This window comes from Larkinella fluvii, assembly GCF_051857545.1.
In the GTDB taxonomy this organism is placed as follows: Bacteria; Bacteroidota; Bacteroidia; order Cytophagales; family Spirosomataceae; genus Larkinella.
The window spans coordinates 447,060-463,536 of record NZ_JBPZHB010000006.1 but is presented as its reverse complement, the minus strand read 5'-3'; the positions used below and the strand labels follow the sequence as shown (position 1 = coordinate 463,536).

Below are 16,477 nucleotides of genomic sequence, written 5' to 3'. Positions count from 1 at the left end.
TCATAAAAACAGAATGATGAATGTAAAATGATGAATATCAAATGTAAAAGGGCCTGATCTTCATGAAACACTTTTATATTTAATATTCATCATTTTACATTTGTTATTTTTGTAGTAAAAACAAACTGCTTACTATTTAATTCGGAAATGAAACTTTGCCCATCGACACCGTCGGAACGCCCTGCCGATTGCCGAATGACGTAAAGCCACCTGCGACGGCTTCGTTCGCCAAAACCGCAAACAAAATGGCCTCTTTGGCGTCGCCGGAAATGCCCAGTTCGTCGGTATTGGCGAAGCGGCAGCCGGGCAATAATTCCTGAATGGCACCGGTCAGAACCGGGTTGTGCATGCCGCCCCCGCTGCGGTAAACGACATACGATTCTCCGGGTTTGATCACGGTTTGAATCGCTTCGGCAATGGTTTCCGCGCTAAACCGGGTCAGGGTCGCAATCAGATCTTCGGACGTCAGGGAACCGCCGGTCTGGCTGCGTTGCAGCGCCTGTTCGACGTAATCGGGGTTAAATACTTCCGGTCCTGTAGTTTTTGGGAAGGAAGCCTTGAAAAACGAATCTTTTTTCAACATTTGTACTAAATCCTGATTCACGGTTCCGCTGGCGGCAATCCGGCCATCGGCATCATACGGTTTGTTGAAAAGCTGCCGGGTAAACGCGTCGATGAGCGTGTTGCCGGGCCCGGTATCGGTCGTAAAGACTTCGTTCGCGTCCAGGTTGCCCGGCAGATAGGTAAAATTGGCAATCCCGCCCATGTTGAGCATCAGGCGGTTTTCGTCTTTCTTTGAAAAAATAAAATAATCGCCATACACGGCCAGCGGAGCGCCTTCGCCCCCTTTGGCAATGTGTTTCTGACGAAAATCACTGAGGGTTATGATGCCCGTGGTGACGGCAACGTGGTCACCGTCACCAATTTGAAGTGTTGCGTTCGGGAATTGATCGAGTTTATGCTGGCTTTTGGGCGCGTGAAAAACCGTCTGGCCATGGCTGGCCACCAGATCGACATCGCTGGCCGTCAGATTCCAGTGGCGAAGGCAGTCGGCCACCATTTGGCCGTGCAATTGCCCAATCCAGGCGTTGAGCAGACACAGATGTTGAAAATCAATTTCTTTTTTGGCAAAAACTTTACGTATTTCCGCCTTCAGGTCGTCGGTATACGGAACGGTCTCGAAATGGGTGAGCGACACGTCGGTTTGGGGGCCAAAGCCTTTAATACGGCAAAGGGCCACGTCCAGACCGTCCATCGAAGTGCCCGACATCAGCCCGACGATCCGGCGTTCCGGGCGTTGGGCCAATTCATAAAGGTGTTGTATCTGGATATTCATAGCGCGGGGACAAGTTGGCAAAAGTACCAACTTGAAACTGTAAATCGAAACAGTGAACCACGACAACCGAAACAGTAATTAGTGATGTGGCTGGGAGAAGAACAGTTTGATTTTTTTGAGGGGGTATTTTTCCAAACTCTGGGCCGATCGGTCGAGGTGTTGGAAGCCCGGTTTTTGGTGGGTGGTAATGTCAACACGGCTGCGCAGGTTTTTTCGTCGGAAGGGCTGTTTTTCGTAAAATGGAACCCTGAAGAGAATGTCGACATGTTTGAGTGGGAAGCGCGCGGGCTGGACCTGCTCCGGTCGACGGAAGCCATCTACATTCCCGAAGTCATTGGCTACGGAAAATATCGCGACAAGACGTATCTGGTGCTCGAATACATTGATCCCGTCGTGCCTAAATCCAATTACTGGGAATCATTCGGGCAGTCGCTGGCGTTGTTACATTCACACACGCAGTCCAAATTCGGATTACACTTTGATAATTACATCGGTTCGCTGCCGCAAAGCAATACATTAACAGACAACGGAATCACGTTTTACATCGAACAGCGTCTTCAGCCGCAGGCCGGTATGGCTCTTTACAAAGGACTTATTTCGAAAGAGTTGTACACCAAATTTCAGAAATTATACCAACGGCTTCCTGATTTATTACCGGTCGAACGCCCGGCCTTGTTACACGGTGATTTGTGGTCGGGCAATGTGATGGTGAACGAACAGGGCGACGCAGCCCTCATCGACCCGGCGGTTTATTACGGTTTGCGCGAAGCCGAACTGGCGTTTACGACCTTATTCGGCGGTTTCGATGAGCGGTTTTACGATGCCTACGATGAAGCGTTTCCGATGGAAGACGGTTTTCAGGAGCGAATCCCGATTTACAATTTGTATCCGTTGCTGGTGCACCTCAACCTGTTTGGAACGGGTTACCTCAGTGGGATTGAGCGGGTGTTGAATCGGTTTTGAATCAGTCCGGTTCAAATTACGTAGTTATATGGAAATCACCTCATTCGAAGATTTTAAGCTCAATAAACAGTTGCTGACGGCGGTCGCGGAAGCGGGGTATGAGCAACCTACCCCCATCCAGCAACAGGCCATTCCGCTGGCGATGGCGGGGCACGATGTGCTGGGCATTGCGCAGACTGGCACCGGCAAAACGGCGGCTTACCTGTTGCCGCTGCTGATGAAAATCAAATATGCGCAGGGGCAGCATCCCCGAGCATTGATTCTGGCGCCCACGCGCGAGTTGGCAATGCAAATCGACGCGGCCATTACGGAACTGGCCAAATACACCGACATTCGGCACATGGCGCTTTACGGCGGCATTGGACCGAAAGCGCAGATTGAAGCCGTTCAGAAAGGCGTCGATATTCTGGTGGCCACACCGGGGCGGTTTTCGGATCTCTATTCGCGGGGCGAAATCGTGGTGAAGCAACTGGCGACGATGGTGATGGACGAAGCCGACAAAATCATGGACATGGGGTTCATGCCGCAGATTCGGAAAATTCTGGAAGTCATCCCGGTAAAACGACAGAACATGCTGTTTTCGGCCACCTTCCCACCCAAAGTAGAGGAACTGTCCTACGAATTTCTGGAATTTCCGATGCGGGTTGAGGTGACGCCCCAGGCATCGACCGCCGATATGGTGACGCAGAAAATCTACGCCGTTCCTAATTTCAGAACCAAGATTGATCTGCTGGCGTATCTGATGAGTTTCGAAGCCGCCAGCCGGGTAATTGTGTTTGCGCGCTCCAAAGAAACCGCCAATAACATCTATAAATTTCTGGCCCGAAAAGTCATTGCCGACGACCGGATTCGCGTTCTGCACGCCAACAAAGGCCAGAATACGCGGATCAATTCGATGGAAGCCTTCAAGGAAGGCAACATCCGGGTGCTGGTGACCACCGACGTGACGGCGCGGGGCATCGACGTCAATCTGGTGAGTCACGTCATCAATTTCGATGTGCCGCTGATTTACGAAGATTACGTCCACCGGATCGGGCGGACGGGCCGCGCCAACCATACCGGCGAAGCCATTACGTTTGTGACGATGGCGGAAGAGTACCACATCCGGCAGATTGAGAAAATTATCCGGATGCAGATTCCGCGCGAACCCATCCCGGAAGCCGTGCCGATCACCGAAACGCCGTTTGAAGAACAGCAGGACTTTTTGCGGGAGATCGACGACCAGCGGAAAAAGGAAGATCCGACGTTCAAAGGCGCTTTTCACGAGAAAAAAGGGATCCCCGTCAAAGGGCGCACAAGTTCAAACAAAACAGCGCCCACCCGCAGCACGTCGACGCGCGGAAAAGCCTCCAAAAGTCCGACGGCCCGCAGTGGCAAACCCAAAACCGGCCCACCCCGTCGCCGGAAGACGTAACCGTTTTTCAATATTTTGTACTAAATTGAATCCCCCTACGTTTTATAGGGGTTAGTACGTTGAACGTCACATGAATAATCGGACAAAAGGAATACGGTTTTTCGGTCTTTTGCTTTGCCTGCCTCTGGGCGTTTTTGCACAGACCGGATCACTGGTAAGTTCTGCCCGGAAGGTCGAAGCCGGTAAGAGTGATACCGTTGTTGAGGTTTCCAAAGAGCCCAGCCGCACAGTAGCTAACCCCATGGTGACGCCTTTGTTTGGAGAACAGGCAAAATCGGCCAAGCACATTGACTGGGAAGTGCGGTTTTTGAACGAATGCGACCAGAGTTTTGCCAACCGGAAGGAAGCGAGCCAGTTTTTCTCGACCCGCGCCTGGGAATACCTGACGGAAGGGCAACTGGATACCGCTACCTACCGCTTTAATCTCGCCTGGCTTCTGGACGACAAAAATTCCGATACGTATTGGGGTCTGGGCGTTATCAGCTACCAGCAAAACAAGATGCCCGAGTCGATTCGGCTCCTGAAAAAAGGGCTGGCCGTGGCCGACAGCAACGCTGTTCTGATGACCGACCTCGCCACGGTAGAACTCAAGCAGTACAAAGAAAACAAAGATGCCGAACTGCTCGAAGATGCCATTTCGGTACTCAACAAAGCGCTTCAATACGACGTAACGAACGCCAATACCTTCATGCGGTTGTCGTGGGCCAATTTTTCCAAGGGAGATTATTCCGCAGCCTGGGAGAACCTGCACAAAGGCCGCGCACTGGATCTGGGCGCTGTTGACTTCGTTTACCTCCAGGAACTCCGCGAGAAAATGCCCGATCCCAAAGGCTTTTTCAAATAAATATGCACCGACTTTAGGGCCTTTTTGGTTTCAAAAATTAACGATTTTTGGGCTTTCTATTGGTCATCCCTACGGGATTTTAGACCCATCGGATTCCTCATCCTCGGTTTTACCGGGGCTACAAGAGAATCATCCCTACGGGATTTGTCGGATTTGATAATTTTCCTTTTTTGGCGGGTTAAACCCCATTGCTACAAGATGAACCATCCCTACGGGATTCAGTTTTCTATAATGCGGACGTGGTTTCTACAAAATGGACCATCCCTACGGGATTTGTCGGATTTGATTTCCCCTTTTCGGCGGGTTAAAACCTATTGCTACATGCGGGATTATCAGATTCAATAAATCCCATAGGGATGATTCGTGTTGTAGCCCCCGGTTTTACCGGGGGGCGAGAAACCAGGTGGGTCTAAAATCCCGTAGGGATGACCGATGAAAGGCCAAAAAACGCTTCGTTATTGAAAATTAATTAGTTCGGGCGGGGGTAAGTACATTAAACTTCTGTAAGTAATACCGGATCGTCCGACCAATCAGAATGCCCCCAATAACCCCTGGCAATACCCAGGCTGCGATGTCGATCATGAAATGATGGTCGGGCAAATACCGGGTGTTGACCACTGCGAAAGCCGTCAGTGTGGCAATGTAAGAACCGCACATGCGGCTGATATGCCCGAAAAACCATTCCATTTTGCCGTACCGGGCTTTTTCCGGATTGTGGAATAGCCTGACATCGTAGAGGGCATTGGTAAACAGAAGACCGGCAAAGAAGAAATAGAGGATTCCGAAAGTGGAGAGACTTCCCGTCGAAAACCAGCCCACAACCGCCTGAACACCCAGCCCGAACATGACCAGTGACGCGCCCAAAGCCCCATACGCGGCAAGCTGATCGGTTAAAGTCAACCGGTTTTGTGATTTTTTTAGCCGGAGAATGCGTCGGCCGGAAAAGCAGAAGTAGAAACTCAGGATCGCAATAAACAGCAGAAACAGGGTGCTGGGTTTGAAGAAAACCAGATAAACGGCCGTCAGGCAGACTGCAGCCATGCACCAGTAAAACACCTGCCCGGTCAGTTTGTGCAGGCGACCCCCTTTTTTCGATACCATAGGAACAACGCCCACCAGCAAGGCCAGAAAACCCGCCATGATGTGGATAATCAACATGAGTTTTAACAAGAGATTCATGACTCCGAAAGCGTTTAGTTGTGTTCGATTCGTTGAAACAAACCTACGCGGAGCCGTCAAACCGGGCAAATCAGCGGGGTGTATAGCGGTTTTTTGGGGCGTTTGGTAACCTTCGGGGAATTTGGCAAAGCGGCTGGGACGTTTGGCAAGGGCTCAGGCCATCGATTTCAGTTGGGCCACCAGCGTATCATTGTATTTCCGGGCTACCGGTATTTGGAAATCTCCGTCGTGCAGATGGATTTTGTAACCCTGCGCATTGCCCGTCACCTTTTCCACTTTTTCCAGATTGACGATGAACGACCGGTGGCACCGCACCAGGACGGCGTTCCCGGCAAGCTGTGTTTCCAACCGGCTGAGGCTGCTGCGAAGCAAGGTTTTGACGGGCTGGTTATTTTTCAAATACACCACCGTCGAATAATTGTCACTGGATTCGATGTAGAGCAGGTCGGCGGGCGGGAAGCTGACCGTATCTTTTTCGTTTTCGGCCGTAAGCGTCATCAAAACCGGTTGGGCCGACTCCTTGCCGGGGTTGTCTGCGTGGTGTTCCCGAACCGGTATTTCCCGGGCGGCCTGCTGGTATTTTTTGAGTTTGAGAATGTAGTTGACCAGAACGGACCCCGCCGAAGGAAAAATGCCAATCAGAAACGTGACGACGATCATCCCGAACAGCTCAATCGCGTAGATGGGATTGGCAATCAGTGCATTGATGTAGAAGTAGTTGACCAGCCCGATCAGCGTGATGTGGGCGGTTATCCAGAGAATTTCGCGCCCCACCGTCCAGCGTTCGTTGGTGAAAAGCTTTGGGAGAAAAACCGGCAGCAGCAGGCTGAGACCGGCCGTCACCAGAAACGAAATCAGGCCAAACCCCAGGATTTTGACGGTCTTGTAAGGCGTTACCCAGCTATTCAGCCCAAAAGGTTGGAAAATCAGCAGAAACAATCCCACAAAAACCCCAATCCAAAACGCCTTGGCCCACCGCCGGCGAACCGGGTCTTCACACGGATACGGTTGATTCAGTAGCTGCCACATACCAGACAAGAGAAGCTAGACAAGAGAGCAAAGACAAAAAGCCGAAGTCTGTATTCTCTTGTCTATTTTCTATCAAAACACCTTCCAGTTCGAAATCTGCTGCATAAAATAGGGAACAACGGGTGGATAGAGCAGGATAACGACGAATATGCCGAAAATAGCACCGTATAAGTGGGCATCGTGGTTGATGGTGCCGCGTCCGCGCCGGGATTCGTAGAACGAATAACCCATGTAGAGCGCACCAAAAATAAAACCGGGAATGCCGATGATGCCCATGAGGTAAATCTTTTCGGTGGGCTGAAACATGATCGCGCCAAACAGCAGTGCCGAGACACCCCCCGACGCCCCCAGTGAATTGTAATTGGATTTATTGCGCTGCCGGATCAGCGTTGGAATGTCGGACACCACAATGGCGACCAGATAGAAAATTAGCAGATAAAGCGGGCCGGACGGGCCAAATAAGGAACCGAAAACCTGCTCGATCAGTGTTCCGAAAAAAAACAGCGTGAACATGTTGAACAGCAAATGGCTGAGGTCGGCATGAATGAATCCCGAAGTCAGAAGCCGGTACCATTGGCCCCGTTTGAGCACTTTTTGCGGGTTTAGAATCATACTGTCCAGAAAAGACTCGTTTCGCCAGGCGTAAAAGCTAACGAGTCCGGTAATGACGATAATGGCAAGCGTAACGGTCATAACGTGTAGTGGAGTAAGGAGTGGGTGGGTACGGGCGGTTGTGAGACTAGCTTTCTCGTTCGATAAGCTGTTTGGTAAAATCCAGCAACAGGGCCTTCCGGGCCGGATCGACCGAAAGTTGTTCGAAATTAGCAAAGCCCCGCGTGAAAAAATCATTGATTCGGGCCTCCGTCAGTTGCCGAATGCCGAGCTGATCATAGATGGCGGTGACGGCCTGAACCTTTTCCTGCTTGTCGAACTCGGTCGCACTGAGCCAGCCGATGAGTTCATTTTTCAACGCGCCACTCGACTGTTGCAGGGCTTCGATGAGTAAAAACGTTTTTTTGTTGGCAATAATATCACCCCCGACCTGCTTTCCGAATTTCGCCGGATCACCGTAAACATCCAGCAAATCGTCTTTCAACTGGAAACCCAGGCCGATATTAATACCGCCTTCACGCAGCCGCTGGCTCTCCACGTCGTTGGCTCCGGCAATGATGCTGCCCAGTTCGAGCGCAAAGCCGAGCAAAACCGACGTTTTGAGCTTGATCATCTCGATATATTCGTCTTCCGAGACATCCCAGCGGGTTTCAAAATTCATGTCGAGTTGTTGCCCTTCACAAACTTCGGCGGCTGTCCGGTTGAAGCGGGCCAGCACTTTTTTCAAGTACGGCGTTTCGACATCCAGCAGCAATTCGTAGGCATTGACCAGCATGACGTCGCCCGACAGAATGGCAATGTTGTGGTTCCATTTTTCATGCACCGTTGGCTGGCCCCGGCGCAGGGGAGCCTGATCCATGATGTCGTCGTGCATGAGCGTGAAATTGTGGAAAACTTCAACGGCCACGGCGGGTTTGAGGGCTTTCCGCCAGTCGTCGCCGAACAGGTAAGCGGCCATGAGCGTCAGCAGCGGTCGCATCCGCTTGCCGCCCAGGTTCATGATGTAACTAATCGGGTCGTATAATTCCGCGGGTTGCCGGCCGTATTTCGTTTGTTGAATCTCCTGATGAAGCGCTTCTAAAAAAACAAGCGGGTTGGTGGTTTGGGTCATGGCTCAAAAATACGGAAAACTGCCGGAATGGGAGTTAATAGTTAGGAGTTATGAGTGAAGAGTTTAGGAAATGGCCTGTGATTCAGATAGTATACGATCAACTAAGTACTCCGTTGGTTGCAGGCCTTCGAGCCAGTGAATGTGCAAACCGTCGCATTCCATTTTGCGGAAAAACGTCATCTGGCGCTTGGCAAACTGGTGGATGGCGGTTTCCAGCCGGGCGGTCATGGTCGCATACTCCAGTTCGCCGTGCAGATACTGCGTGATGAATTTATACTCCAATCCGTAAAAAATCAGTTTTTCGGCCGGAATCCCGCTTTCCAGTAAGCGTTGAACTTCGTCGATCAGGCCGTTTTGCAGCCGTTGGTGCAAGCGGTCGGTGATTCGCTGCCGCCGAACATCAACGGGTAAATCGATTCCAAAAACCACCGCGTTGGGTTGCGAAACCGGGGCCGACAGATCCGTCAACGGATTTTCGGTTAAATACGTGGCAATTTCAATCGCCCGAATCAGCCGCTTGCGGGTGGACGTATCGGCCAGATTGCTATACTCGGAAGGAACGTTCCGAAACCGTTCGAGTAAATCGTCGTCGCTTTTCGTTTCCAGCTCCGTGCGCAAGGTCTGATTGACGGGAATAGCCGTATACCGGTGCCCTTTCAAAACCGCTTCCAGGTATAAACCGGTGCCGCCACAGAGAATCGGAACGTGGCCACGCTCCAGGATTTCAGGCAGAACGCGGTTGAAATCCTGTTGATACTGAAACAGATTGTAATCACTGCCCGCAGCGACAATGTTGATGAGATGATACGGAATAGATTGATTATCAATTCGGTATTCGTCCAGATCCTTGCCGGTGCCAATGTCCATGTCCCGGTAGACCTGCCGGGAGTCCACACTGATGATTTCGCCATTCAGCCGTCGGGCAAGCTGCACGGCCAACCGGGTTTTTCCGCTCGCGGTCGGACCGAGGATGACGATGGTTTTCAAGTAGCGGATTCGTTTACGGTTTTGGGTTTACGGTATTCGGTGGACTGACGCATCCATAGCCGCTTGCGTCAGCCCACCGAATACCGTAACCCAAAACCGTAAACCGTTAAAGAATTTTCACAAACTTAACACTCCCCGCATTATAAACCGGAATATACCCGCTATCAGCCATCTCGATTTCCGTTAACCCGCCGGGCAACTGACTGGGATAATGCCGAATCCACTCACCCGGACGAACCCAGAAGTGGTTGGGTTCAGTTAACTCTAATCGGCTGAAACCCAGTTTTTCGTAACTCCGGCCGTTCGACCAGTCGCGGTCAGCGTAGGTCATAATGTCGTCGGGCCGAACGTCGGTTACGAAGGCTTTCAGGAGTTTGTCCAGTCCGCCAACAACTGTGCAGTTCAGGTGATTGGCAAACCGCACGAGTTCGACCGACCGATGCGTTATGCCGTTGCGGGTTATCGAACGCGGATGGCTAAAAGTCGCAACGGCCACCAGCAGTTCCGTCGGGTTGGCGGGTTGTAGGAGAAAATCTGGCGACAGAACTCGAAAATACCGCGCGGGCAGAAACAAACCGTATTTGTATTTGGCATTTGTTACGACCTGTAAATGATTTTCCTGCAAAAACCGCCCGGCAGTGGGCTTGTCGATGCGCCGAACCTGCGTCAGCCGGGCCGGAATCCGCTCGGAAATGCCTACCATCGCCCGAATCCGGGAAAAAACCTTTGCCGGACTTTGTCGCCAGACATCTTCCCAAAGATGAATCAACCGCCAGTTTTCGGCCGAAAACCGGGCGGAAAGCTGCTGGAAAAAATACCGTACCTCCGTTTGCTGCCGAAGTCGGGAATAGGTCTCCAAGTCGATACAGTGCAGAAGAAGAGAGGTGTCTGCAACGCGGAACAGGGAAAACGGCGTATGGGCTGTTGTTTCGAACGGCGTTAGCGTCAGTTGGGCCGAAAGAAGCTCCTGAAAAGCAGCAGGAAATTTAATTGAGGTGTTTTCCAACGGATTGACGCAAAAAGTTGTCTATACGGCTACTATAACGCAGGAAGTAACCGAAAGAACCGGAAATTACAGTATAATTGCTAAGTTAATCTAGTTTAATTACACCTAAGCTCCCTGACCGACTCCCCTTACCAATGAATCATCGTGTTATCTGGGTTATTTTAATCGCCCTTCTTCTGCCCTGCACGGTTTTCGGACAGCGTGCTTCGGTAGACAGTTCATTCCGGGAACAGGCCATTCGGTACGCACACGCCCGTTATGTTCGTACAACCGCCGACCAGGCGCGGTTGTACAACGGCGCCGAATACGTCGGCCACCTTCCGACCATCAAAGGCTATCCATACCTTGACTCGCTCTGGCGCACCGGTTCCGTCACCTACGATGGCATCACTTACCAGAATATTCGCCTGCTCTACGATCTGGTGGATGACGTTGTGGTGGTGCCCCACATCGACAGCGTATACCGGATGCAGTTACAAAACATCAAAGTAAGCCGGTTTTCGATTGCCGACCACCACTTCATTCGGATTGTGCGGGATACGGCCCACAACATCGGCCTGCGAACGGGCTTTTACGACCAATTGTACGATGGGCGGTCGAAAGTGCTGGCAAGACGGGTCAAAACCATCCGAACCGAACTGGTGCAGAACGCCGTCAAGGAAGAATACATATCAGAAAATAATTTTTACATTGGCAAAAACGGCCTCTTTTATCCCGTCAAAACCAAACGATCGGTCTTGAATCTGTTTGCTGATCAAAAGAAAACCCTCCGCAAATACCTCCGCGAAAACCGCATCAAATTTGCGAAGAACCGCGAAGCCGCCATTGTAAAACTCACGCAGCAGTACGACGCAGCAACCCGATCGTTATGACGAAATTTTACCGAACCTTATTCCTGTTGTGCTGTTTTGTGGGTTCGCTCACCGCCGGTTTTGGGCAACAGGTGGCTGAGAAAAACATCCGCGGGCCGTTCACCAACCTATCCTTCGAGCAGTTTGTTCGGGAGGTGGAAACCCAGACCGATTACCGGTTTTTCTACAACCTCCGTGATGTCGACAGCATCCGGGTCAACTACGACAAAAGCGGCCAGAAACTGCCGACGGTTTTGCAGGAGGTGCTGCAAGGGACCAGCCTGTATTACGCCATCGACGCCAAAAAACAGGTTTTTATCACGCCGGAACGCGCCATTCGGACGGAGTTGCCCATCGGTTTTTTTGACCGGGGCAACAGCACAGGCGATGGCGACACGAATGTGGTCGATTACCTGGCGGAAAAAGAGAAACGCCGGATCACGCTCGAAACCCGCTTGTTCAACATCGGCCGGGCCACCAATCCCGTTCGACCCGGCAACGCCAACCTCGCGGGCCACATCCGGAATGCCGCTTCGGGCGAACCGGTGATTGGCGTTGCGGTGTACATCGAAAAACCGCGCATCGGCGTCGTCACCGATCAGTTTGGCTATTACTCGATTACGCTGCCGCGCGGTCGGCACGAACTCCGGGTACGCAGCATTGGCATGAAGGATACGAAGCGGCAAATTATGCTCTATTCGGACGGGAAGCTGGAAATTGAGATGGAGGACGACGTGATTGCGTTGAAAGAAGTGGTGATCGAAGCCGAAAAAGACGTGAACGTGTCGGGGCTGCAAATGGGCCTCGAACGCCTGGACATCCGCACGCTCCGGCAGGTGCCGACGGCCTTTGGCGAGGCCGATCTGCTGAAAGTGGTGCTGACCTTGCCGGGCGTCAAGTCGGTGGGGGAGAGCAGCGTGGGGCTGAACGTGCGGGGCGGCTCGACCGACCAGAACCTGATTTTGTACAACGATGCCACAATTTACAATCCGTCGCACCTGTTCGGATTTTTCTCGGCCTTCAATCCGGATATGATCAAAAGCGTCGAACTATACAAAAGCGGTATTCCGTCGCGGTATGGCGGGCGGCTGTCGTCGGTGCTGGAAGTGACCACGCGCGACGGCAACAAGAAAAAACTGTCGGGTTCCGGCGGAATTGGCGTTTTGACGGGCCGACTGACGCTGGAAGGGCCGATTGTCAAGGAAAAATCGTCGTTTCTGATCGGAGCGCGGTCGACGTATTCCGACTGGTTGCTCAGCAGCCTGAAAAATCCGGCATTCAAAAACAGCCGGGCGAACTTCTACGATCTGAACGCCCACATTACCCACGAATTCAACGAGAAAAATACGATTTACCTCACCGGCTACTACAGCCAGGATGAGTTCCGGCTCAACAGCGATACGGTTTACAACTACAACAACATGAACGCGACGCTGAAATGGAAACACATTTTCAACACCAAACTCTACAGCGTTTTTACGGGAACCACCAGCCGGTATAAGTATTCCGTTTCCAGCGATCAGAACCTGGTTAATGCCTACAAGCTTACGTTTCAGATCGATCAGACGACGTTTAAAACCGATTTTAACTATTATCCAACTGCCAAACACACCATTGATTTTGGCGTCAGTTCGAATCTGTACAAACTGCACCCGGGGCAATTCCAGCCGTTGGGGAACGAATCGTTGGTTCGGCCGGATGTGGTGCCGACGGAGCAGGCGCTGGAAAGTGCGCTTTATGTGGGTGACCGGTTTGATATTTCGCCCCGGTTTTCGATCAGCTTTGGGTTGCGCTATTCGCTGTTCAATTACCTCGGCCCAAAAGACATCAATGTGTATCCGAATGGCGCGCCCAAAACGGAAGCCAATATTCTGGACACGCTCTCGTACGGAGCCGGAAAAAATATCAAGACTTATCACGGCCCCGAATATCGGGTTTCGGCGCGGTATGCGTTCACGCCCGATGCGTCGATCAAGGTCAGTTTCAACCGGATGCGGCAATACCTGCACATGCTGTCGAACACCACGGCAATGGCACCCACCGACATCTGGAAGCTGAGCGATCCGAATATTCTGCCGCAGGTGGGCGATCAGTTTTCGGTCGGTCTGTACAAGAACTTCAAAAATAACACCATCGAAACCTCGGTCGAAGGGTATTACAAAACGATGGACAACGTGCTGGATTTCCGCAGTGGCGCCACGCTGATCATGAATCATCACCCCGAAACGGAGGTGGTTCGGGCGGAAGGAATGGCGTACGGAGTTGAATTTCTGGTTAAAAAAATCACCGGGCGGTTCAACGGCTGGCTGAGTTATACGTATTCCCGCACGTTTTTGCGTGTGGATCAGAGCGTGCCGCAGGAGAACATCAACCAGGGCGAGTACTACCCCAGCAATTTCGACAAACCGCACGACGTGACCTGGGTGGGCAATTACCGCATCAACCGCCGGTTTAGCGTTTCACTCAATTTTACGTACAGTACGGGTCGGCCCATTACGCTGCCGCTGGCGAAGTATGAGCTGGCGGGTTCGCCCCGGGTCTATTATTCGGAGCGGAACCAGTACCGGATTCCGGATTATTACCGCGCCGACTTATCGCTCAACATCGAGGGCAACCACAAGGTTAAAAAGCTGGCCCACAGCTCCTGGACGGTGGCCGTTTACAACCTGACGGGCCGACGAAATGCCTATTCGGTGTATTTCACTTCGCTGGGAGGAGTAGTAAGAGGGTATAAGCTCTCCATTTTTGGGCAGGCGATTCCGACGATTACGTATAATTTCAAATTCTGAGCATGAGAAAATACCTGACGATTGGGATTGCACTACTGATCGGGAGTTGCGTCGATCCGTACCGGCCGCCGGAAGTTTCGGCTCCCAACACCTACCTGGTGGTCGACGGTTTTCTGAATGCTACGGGGGTGAGCACCATCCGCCTGTCGCGGACGCAGAACCTGTCGGAGAGCAAAAAACCGGTCATCGAGACCAGGGCGACGGTGAAGGTAGAAGGCGAAAAAGGCGGTAGCCAGGCCTTTGTCGATAAAGGTGATGGGACGTATACGCTGGCTGCTGGCGGGTTGCAGTTTAATCAGAAATACCGCCTGAGCATCAAAACAGCCGCCGGGCGCAGCTATCAGTCCGACTATGTAACCGTGAAGCAGACGCCGAAAATTGACAATGTAAGCTGGCAGGCGCAGAATCAGGGCGTGCAGTTTTATGTAACCACCCACGATCCAACGAACAATACCAAATATTACCGCTGGGAATACGAAGAAACCTGGGAGTTTTACTCGGCCTATTATTCGAGCGTCGACTACCTGAACAAGCAGTTTGTGAGTCGGGCAGAAAATATCAACCATTGCTGGCGGACCGAAAAATCGACTGGCATTTTTGTGGCTTCGTCGGTAAAACTAACGGAGGATGTGATCAATCAATTTCCACTGGTCTTTGTCTCCAACTCGTCTTCCAATCGCCTGAAGACCCGTTACAGTCTGCTGGTCAGGCAGTCGGTTTTGACGGCGGAAGCGTTCGAATACTGGCAGAATCTGCGGAAAAATACCGAGAGCCTGGGGTCGATTTTCGATCCACAACCGTTTCAGGTCGTCGGTAATCTCTACAGCGTGACCGATCCGAACGAACCCGTGGTGGGCTATCTGAGCGGTTATTCGGTGGAGGAACAACGCATTTTTGTTAGCCCGACGCAACTGCCGTCTACCTGGCGAATTCCGAGTGGCTACGAGTCCTGTGTGCCAGATACGGTTTTGCTTGCGCCCCCTGCCCCCGACCTATCGGCCGCAGAGATGGCGGGAGCGGGCTGGATTCCGATCGAGGGCTACCTGTCCCCGCAGGGTATTTTAATTGCGTACCTGATGGGATCGCCCACCTGCATCGATTGCCGAACTGCGGGGGTGAACGTTAAACCCGGTTTCTGGTAAAAGGCGCAGACTGATGTATAGTGTTATCGATTGATATTCAATTAGCTCATGAATCGAATCAACTTTAGTTGGCTTAGTTTTCTCCTGATCGCAACCATCCTCATCGATAGTTGCGTCGATCCGTATCGGCCACCGGCGGTTTCGGCTCCCAATACCTACCTGGTAGTCGACGGATTTCTGAATGGATCGGGTGTCAGCAGCATCCGGCTGACGCGTACGCAGAACCTGACGGACGGCAGCAAACCCACGGTGGAAACCAAAGCGACGGTGACGGTGGAGGGCGAAAAAGGCGGGAGCCAGACCTTTGTCGACAAGGGCGATGGGACGTATACGCTGGCCGGTGGCGGGTTGCAGTTTAATCAGAAATACCGCCTGAACATCAAAACAGCCGCGGGGCGCAGCTATCAGTCCGACTACGTAACCATTAAACAGACACCAAAAATCGATAACGTAAGCTGGAAGGCGCAGGATCAGGGCGTGCAGTTTTATGTAACCACCCACGATCCAACGAACAATACCAAATATTACCGCTGGGAATACGAAGAAACCTGGGAGTTTTATTCCGCATTTTACTCCCGGGTCGAATACCTGAACAAGCAGTTCGTTTCCCGGATGGACGATGTCAATCATTGCTGGAGCAACGGCAAATCGACCGGTATTTTCATCGGCTCGTCGGAAAAACTGACGCAGGACGTAATCGATCAATTTCCGCTGGTGTTCGTTTCCAATACTTCTTCCAATCGTCTGAAGATTCGGTACAGCCTGCTGGTCAAGCAGTATGCCCAAACCGCAGAATCGTTTGAATACTGGCAAAACCTGCGGAAAAATACCGAGAGCCTGGGGTCGATTTTCGATCCGCAGCCGTTTCAGGTCATCGGCAATATCCACGGCGTAACCGACCCGAACGAACCCGTGGTAGGTTATCTGAGCGGCTATTCGGTGGAAGAAAAGCGCATTTTCGTCAATGCCTCCGAACTGCCGCCCTGGCGGATTCCGAGCATGTACGAAGCCTGTCTGCCGGATACCGCTCCCCTCTTCCGAACACCGGAAAAACCGTCGGCGGCCGATCAGGCGGAGTCGGGGGCCATTCCCATCGATGAAATTCTGTCCCCCATGGGGCAAATAATCGCTTATCGGATGAGCTCGGCCTATTGCGTCGATTGCCGGACATCGGGTACCAACGTTAAACCGACTTTCTGGTGATGATCTTAAAA

General features: G+C 52.0%; 14 protein-coding genes. 7 read left to right on the top strand and 7 right to left on the bottom strand.

Going from position 1 to position 16,477, the window contains the following annotated elements; all coding sequences use genetic code 11:
- Positions 1–136 precede the first annotated feature (136 nt).
- A complete protein-coding gene (locus ACS5NO_RS18210) occupies positions 137–1,336 on the bottom strand; it encodes an anhydro-N-acetylmuramic acid kinase (protein WP_439416480.1) in 1,200 nt (399 codons plus the stop codon).
- Positions 1,337–1,420: 84 nt separating this feature from the next.
- On the opposite strand from ACS5NO_RS18210, the gene ACS5NO_RS18205 reads away from it, so the two are divergent.
- The 3 genes from ACS5NO_RS18205 (at position 1,421) to ACS5NO_RS18195 (ending at position 4,557) form a co-directional block, all read left to right on the top strand.
- On the top strand, positions 1,421–2,299 hold the full coding sequence (locus tag ACS5NO_RS18205) for a fructosamine kinase family protein (protein ID WP_439416479.1): 879 nt from the start codon (positions 1,421–1,423) through the stop codon (positions 2,297–2,299).
- Positions 2,300–2,327: 28 nt separating this feature from the next.
- On the top strand, positions 2,328–3,713 hold the full coding sequence (locus ACS5NO_RS18200) for a DEAD/DEAH box helicase (RefSeq protein ID WP_439416478.1): 1,386 nt from the start codon (positions 2,328–2,330) through the stop codon (positions 3,711–3,713).
- A 70-nt stretch (positions 3,714–3,783) separates the two neighbouring features.
- Complete coding sequence (locus tag ACS5NO_RS18195) at positions 3,784–4,557, top strand: tetratricopeptide repeat protein (protein ID WP_150877893.1); 774 nt, start codon at positions 3,784–3,786, stop codon at positions 4,555–4,557.
- Positions 4,558–5,022: 465 nt separating this feature from the next.
- Here the strand turns inward: ACS5NO_RS18195 and ACS5NO_RS18190 are convergent, their stop codons facing one another.
- The 6 genes from ACS5NO_RS18190 to ACS5NO_RS18165 all read right to left on the bottom strand — a co-directional run bounded on the left by ACS5NO_RS18190 (position 5,023) and on the right by ACS5NO_RS18165 (position 10,481).
- Positions 5,023–5,736, bottom strand: coding sequence for a DUF2306 domain-containing protein (locus ACS5NO_RS18190; RefSeq protein ID WP_439416477.1), 714 nt, complete (start codon positions 5,734–5,736; stop codon positions 5,023–5,025).
- A 153-nt stretch (positions 5,737–5,889) separates the two neighbouring features.
- Positions 5,890–6,765, bottom strand: coding sequence for a LytR/AlgR family response regulator transcription factor (locus ACS5NO_RS18185; protein ID WP_439416476.1), 876 nt, complete (start codon positions 6,763–6,765; stop codon positions 5,890–5,892).
- 72 nt (positions 6,766–6,837) lie between these two features.
- Positions 6,838–7,458, bottom strand: a complete 621-nt coding sequence (locus tag ACS5NO_RS18180; RefSeq protein ID WP_421828233.1) for a rhomboid family intramembrane serine protease — start codon at positions 7,456–7,458, stop codon at positions 6,838–6,840.
- Positions 7,459–7,504: 46 nt separating this feature from the next.
- The gene (locus ACS5NO_RS18175; RefSeq protein WP_439416475.1) at positions 7,505–8,488 is read right to left on the bottom strand and encodes a polyprenyl synthetase family protein; all 984 of its coding nucleotides are present in this window, start codon (positions 8,486–8,488) and stop codon (positions 7,505–7,507) included.
- A 63-nt stretch (positions 8,489–8,551) separates the two neighbouring features.
- Complete coding sequence (miaA, locus tag ACS5NO_RS18170) at positions 8,552–9,475, bottom strand: tRNA (adenosine(37)-N6)-dimethylallyltransferase MiaA (protein ID WP_439416474.1); 924 nt, start codon at positions 9,473–9,475, stop codon at positions 8,552–8,554.
- A gap of 106 nt (positions 9,476–9,581) precedes the next feature.
- Positions 9,582–10,481 (bottom strand): hypothetical protein, encoded by a 900-nt coding sequence (locus tag ACS5NO_RS18165; RefSeq protein WP_439416473.1) that lies wholly within the window; start codon positions 10,479–10,481, stop codon positions 9,582–9,584.
- A gap of 134 nt (positions 10,482–10,615) precedes the next feature.
- On the opposite strand from ACS5NO_RS18165, the gene ACS5NO_RS18160 reads away from it, so the two are divergent.
- Genes ACS5NO_RS18160 through ACS5NO_RS18145 form a run of 4 tightly spaced genes read left to right on the top strand, consistent with a single transcriptional unit; the run spans position 10,616 to position 16,466 of the window.
- A complete protein-coding gene (locus ACS5NO_RS18160; protein ID WP_439416472.1) occupies positions 10,616–11,353 on the top strand; it encodes a hypothetical protein in 738 nt (245 codons plus the stop codon).
- On the top strand, positions 11,350–14,121 hold the full coding sequence (locus ACS5NO_RS18155) for a TonB-dependent receptor (RefSeq protein ID WP_439416471.1): 2,772 nt from the start codon (positions 11,350–11,352) through the stop codon (positions 14,119–14,121). The genes ACS5NO_RS18160 and ACS5NO_RS18155 overlap by 4 nt, the downstream gene beginning before the upstream one ends.
- Before the next feature lie 2 nt (positions 14,122–14,123).
- Positions 14,124–15,263, top strand: a complete 1,140-nt coding sequence (locus ACS5NO_RS18150) for a DUF4249 domain-containing protein (protein WP_439416470.1) — start codon at positions 14,124–14,126, stop codon at positions 15,261–15,263.
- A gap of 48 nt (positions 15,264–15,311) precedes the next feature.
- Positions 15,312–16,466, top strand: a complete 1,155-nt coding sequence (locus ACS5NO_RS18145; protein ID WP_439416469.1) for a DUF4249 domain-containing protein — start codon at positions 15,312–15,314, stop codon at positions 16,464–16,466.
- Positions 16,467–16,477: the final 11 nt, after the last annotated feature.

Excerpts from the sequence above, each read along its gene's own strand:
- ACS5NO_RS18210 (WP_439416480.1), bottom strand. The coding sequence starts at position 1,336 with ATGAATATCCAGATACAACACCTTTATGAATTGGCCCAACGCCCGGAA.
- ACS5NO_RS18205 (WP_439416479.1), top strand. The coding sequence starts at position 1,421 with ATGTGGCTGGGAGAAGAACAGTTTGATTTTTTTGAGGGGGTATTTTTC.
- ACS5NO_RS18200 (WP_439416478.1), top strand. The coding sequence starts at position 2,328 with ATGGAAATCACCTCATTCGAAGATTTTAAGCTCAATAAACAGTTGCTG.
- ACS5NO_RS18195 (WP_150877893.1), top strand. The coding sequence starts at position 3,784 with ATGAATAATCGGACAAAAGGAATACGGTTTTTCGGTCTTTTGCTTTGC.
- ACS5NO_RS18190 (WP_439416477.1), bottom strand. The coding sequence starts at position 5,736 with ATGAATCTCTTGTTAAAACTCATGTTGATTATCCACATCATGGCGGGT.
- ACS5NO_RS18185 (WP_439416476.1), bottom strand. The coding sequence starts at position 6,765 with ATGTGGCAGCTACTGAATCAACCGTATCCGTGTGAAGACCCGGTTCGC.
- ACS5NO_RS18180 (WP_421828233.1), bottom strand. The coding sequence starts at position 7,458 with ATGACCGTTACGCTTGCCATTATCGTCATTACCGGACTCGTTAGCTTT.
- ACS5NO_RS18175 (WP_439416475.1), bottom strand. The coding sequence starts at position 8,488 with ATGACCCAAACCACCAACCCGCTTGTTTTTTTAGAAGCGCTTCATCAG.
- ACS5NO_RS18160 (WP_439416472.1), top strand. The coding sequence starts at position 10,616 with ATGAATCATCGTGTTATCTGGGTTATTTTAATCGCCCTTCTTCTGCCC.
- ACS5NO_RS18155 (WP_439416471.1), top strand. The coding sequence starts at position 11,350 with ATGACGAAATTTTACCGAACCTTATTCCTGTTGTGCTGTTTTGTGGGT.
- ACS5NO_RS18150 (WP_439416470.1), top strand. The coding sequence starts at position 14,124 with ATGAGAAAATACCTGACGATTGGGATTGCACTACTGATCGGGAGTTGC.
- ACS5NO_RS18145 (WP_439416469.1), top strand. The coding sequence starts at position 15,312 with ATGAATCGAATCAACTTTAGTTGGCTTAGTTTTCTCCTGATCGCAACC.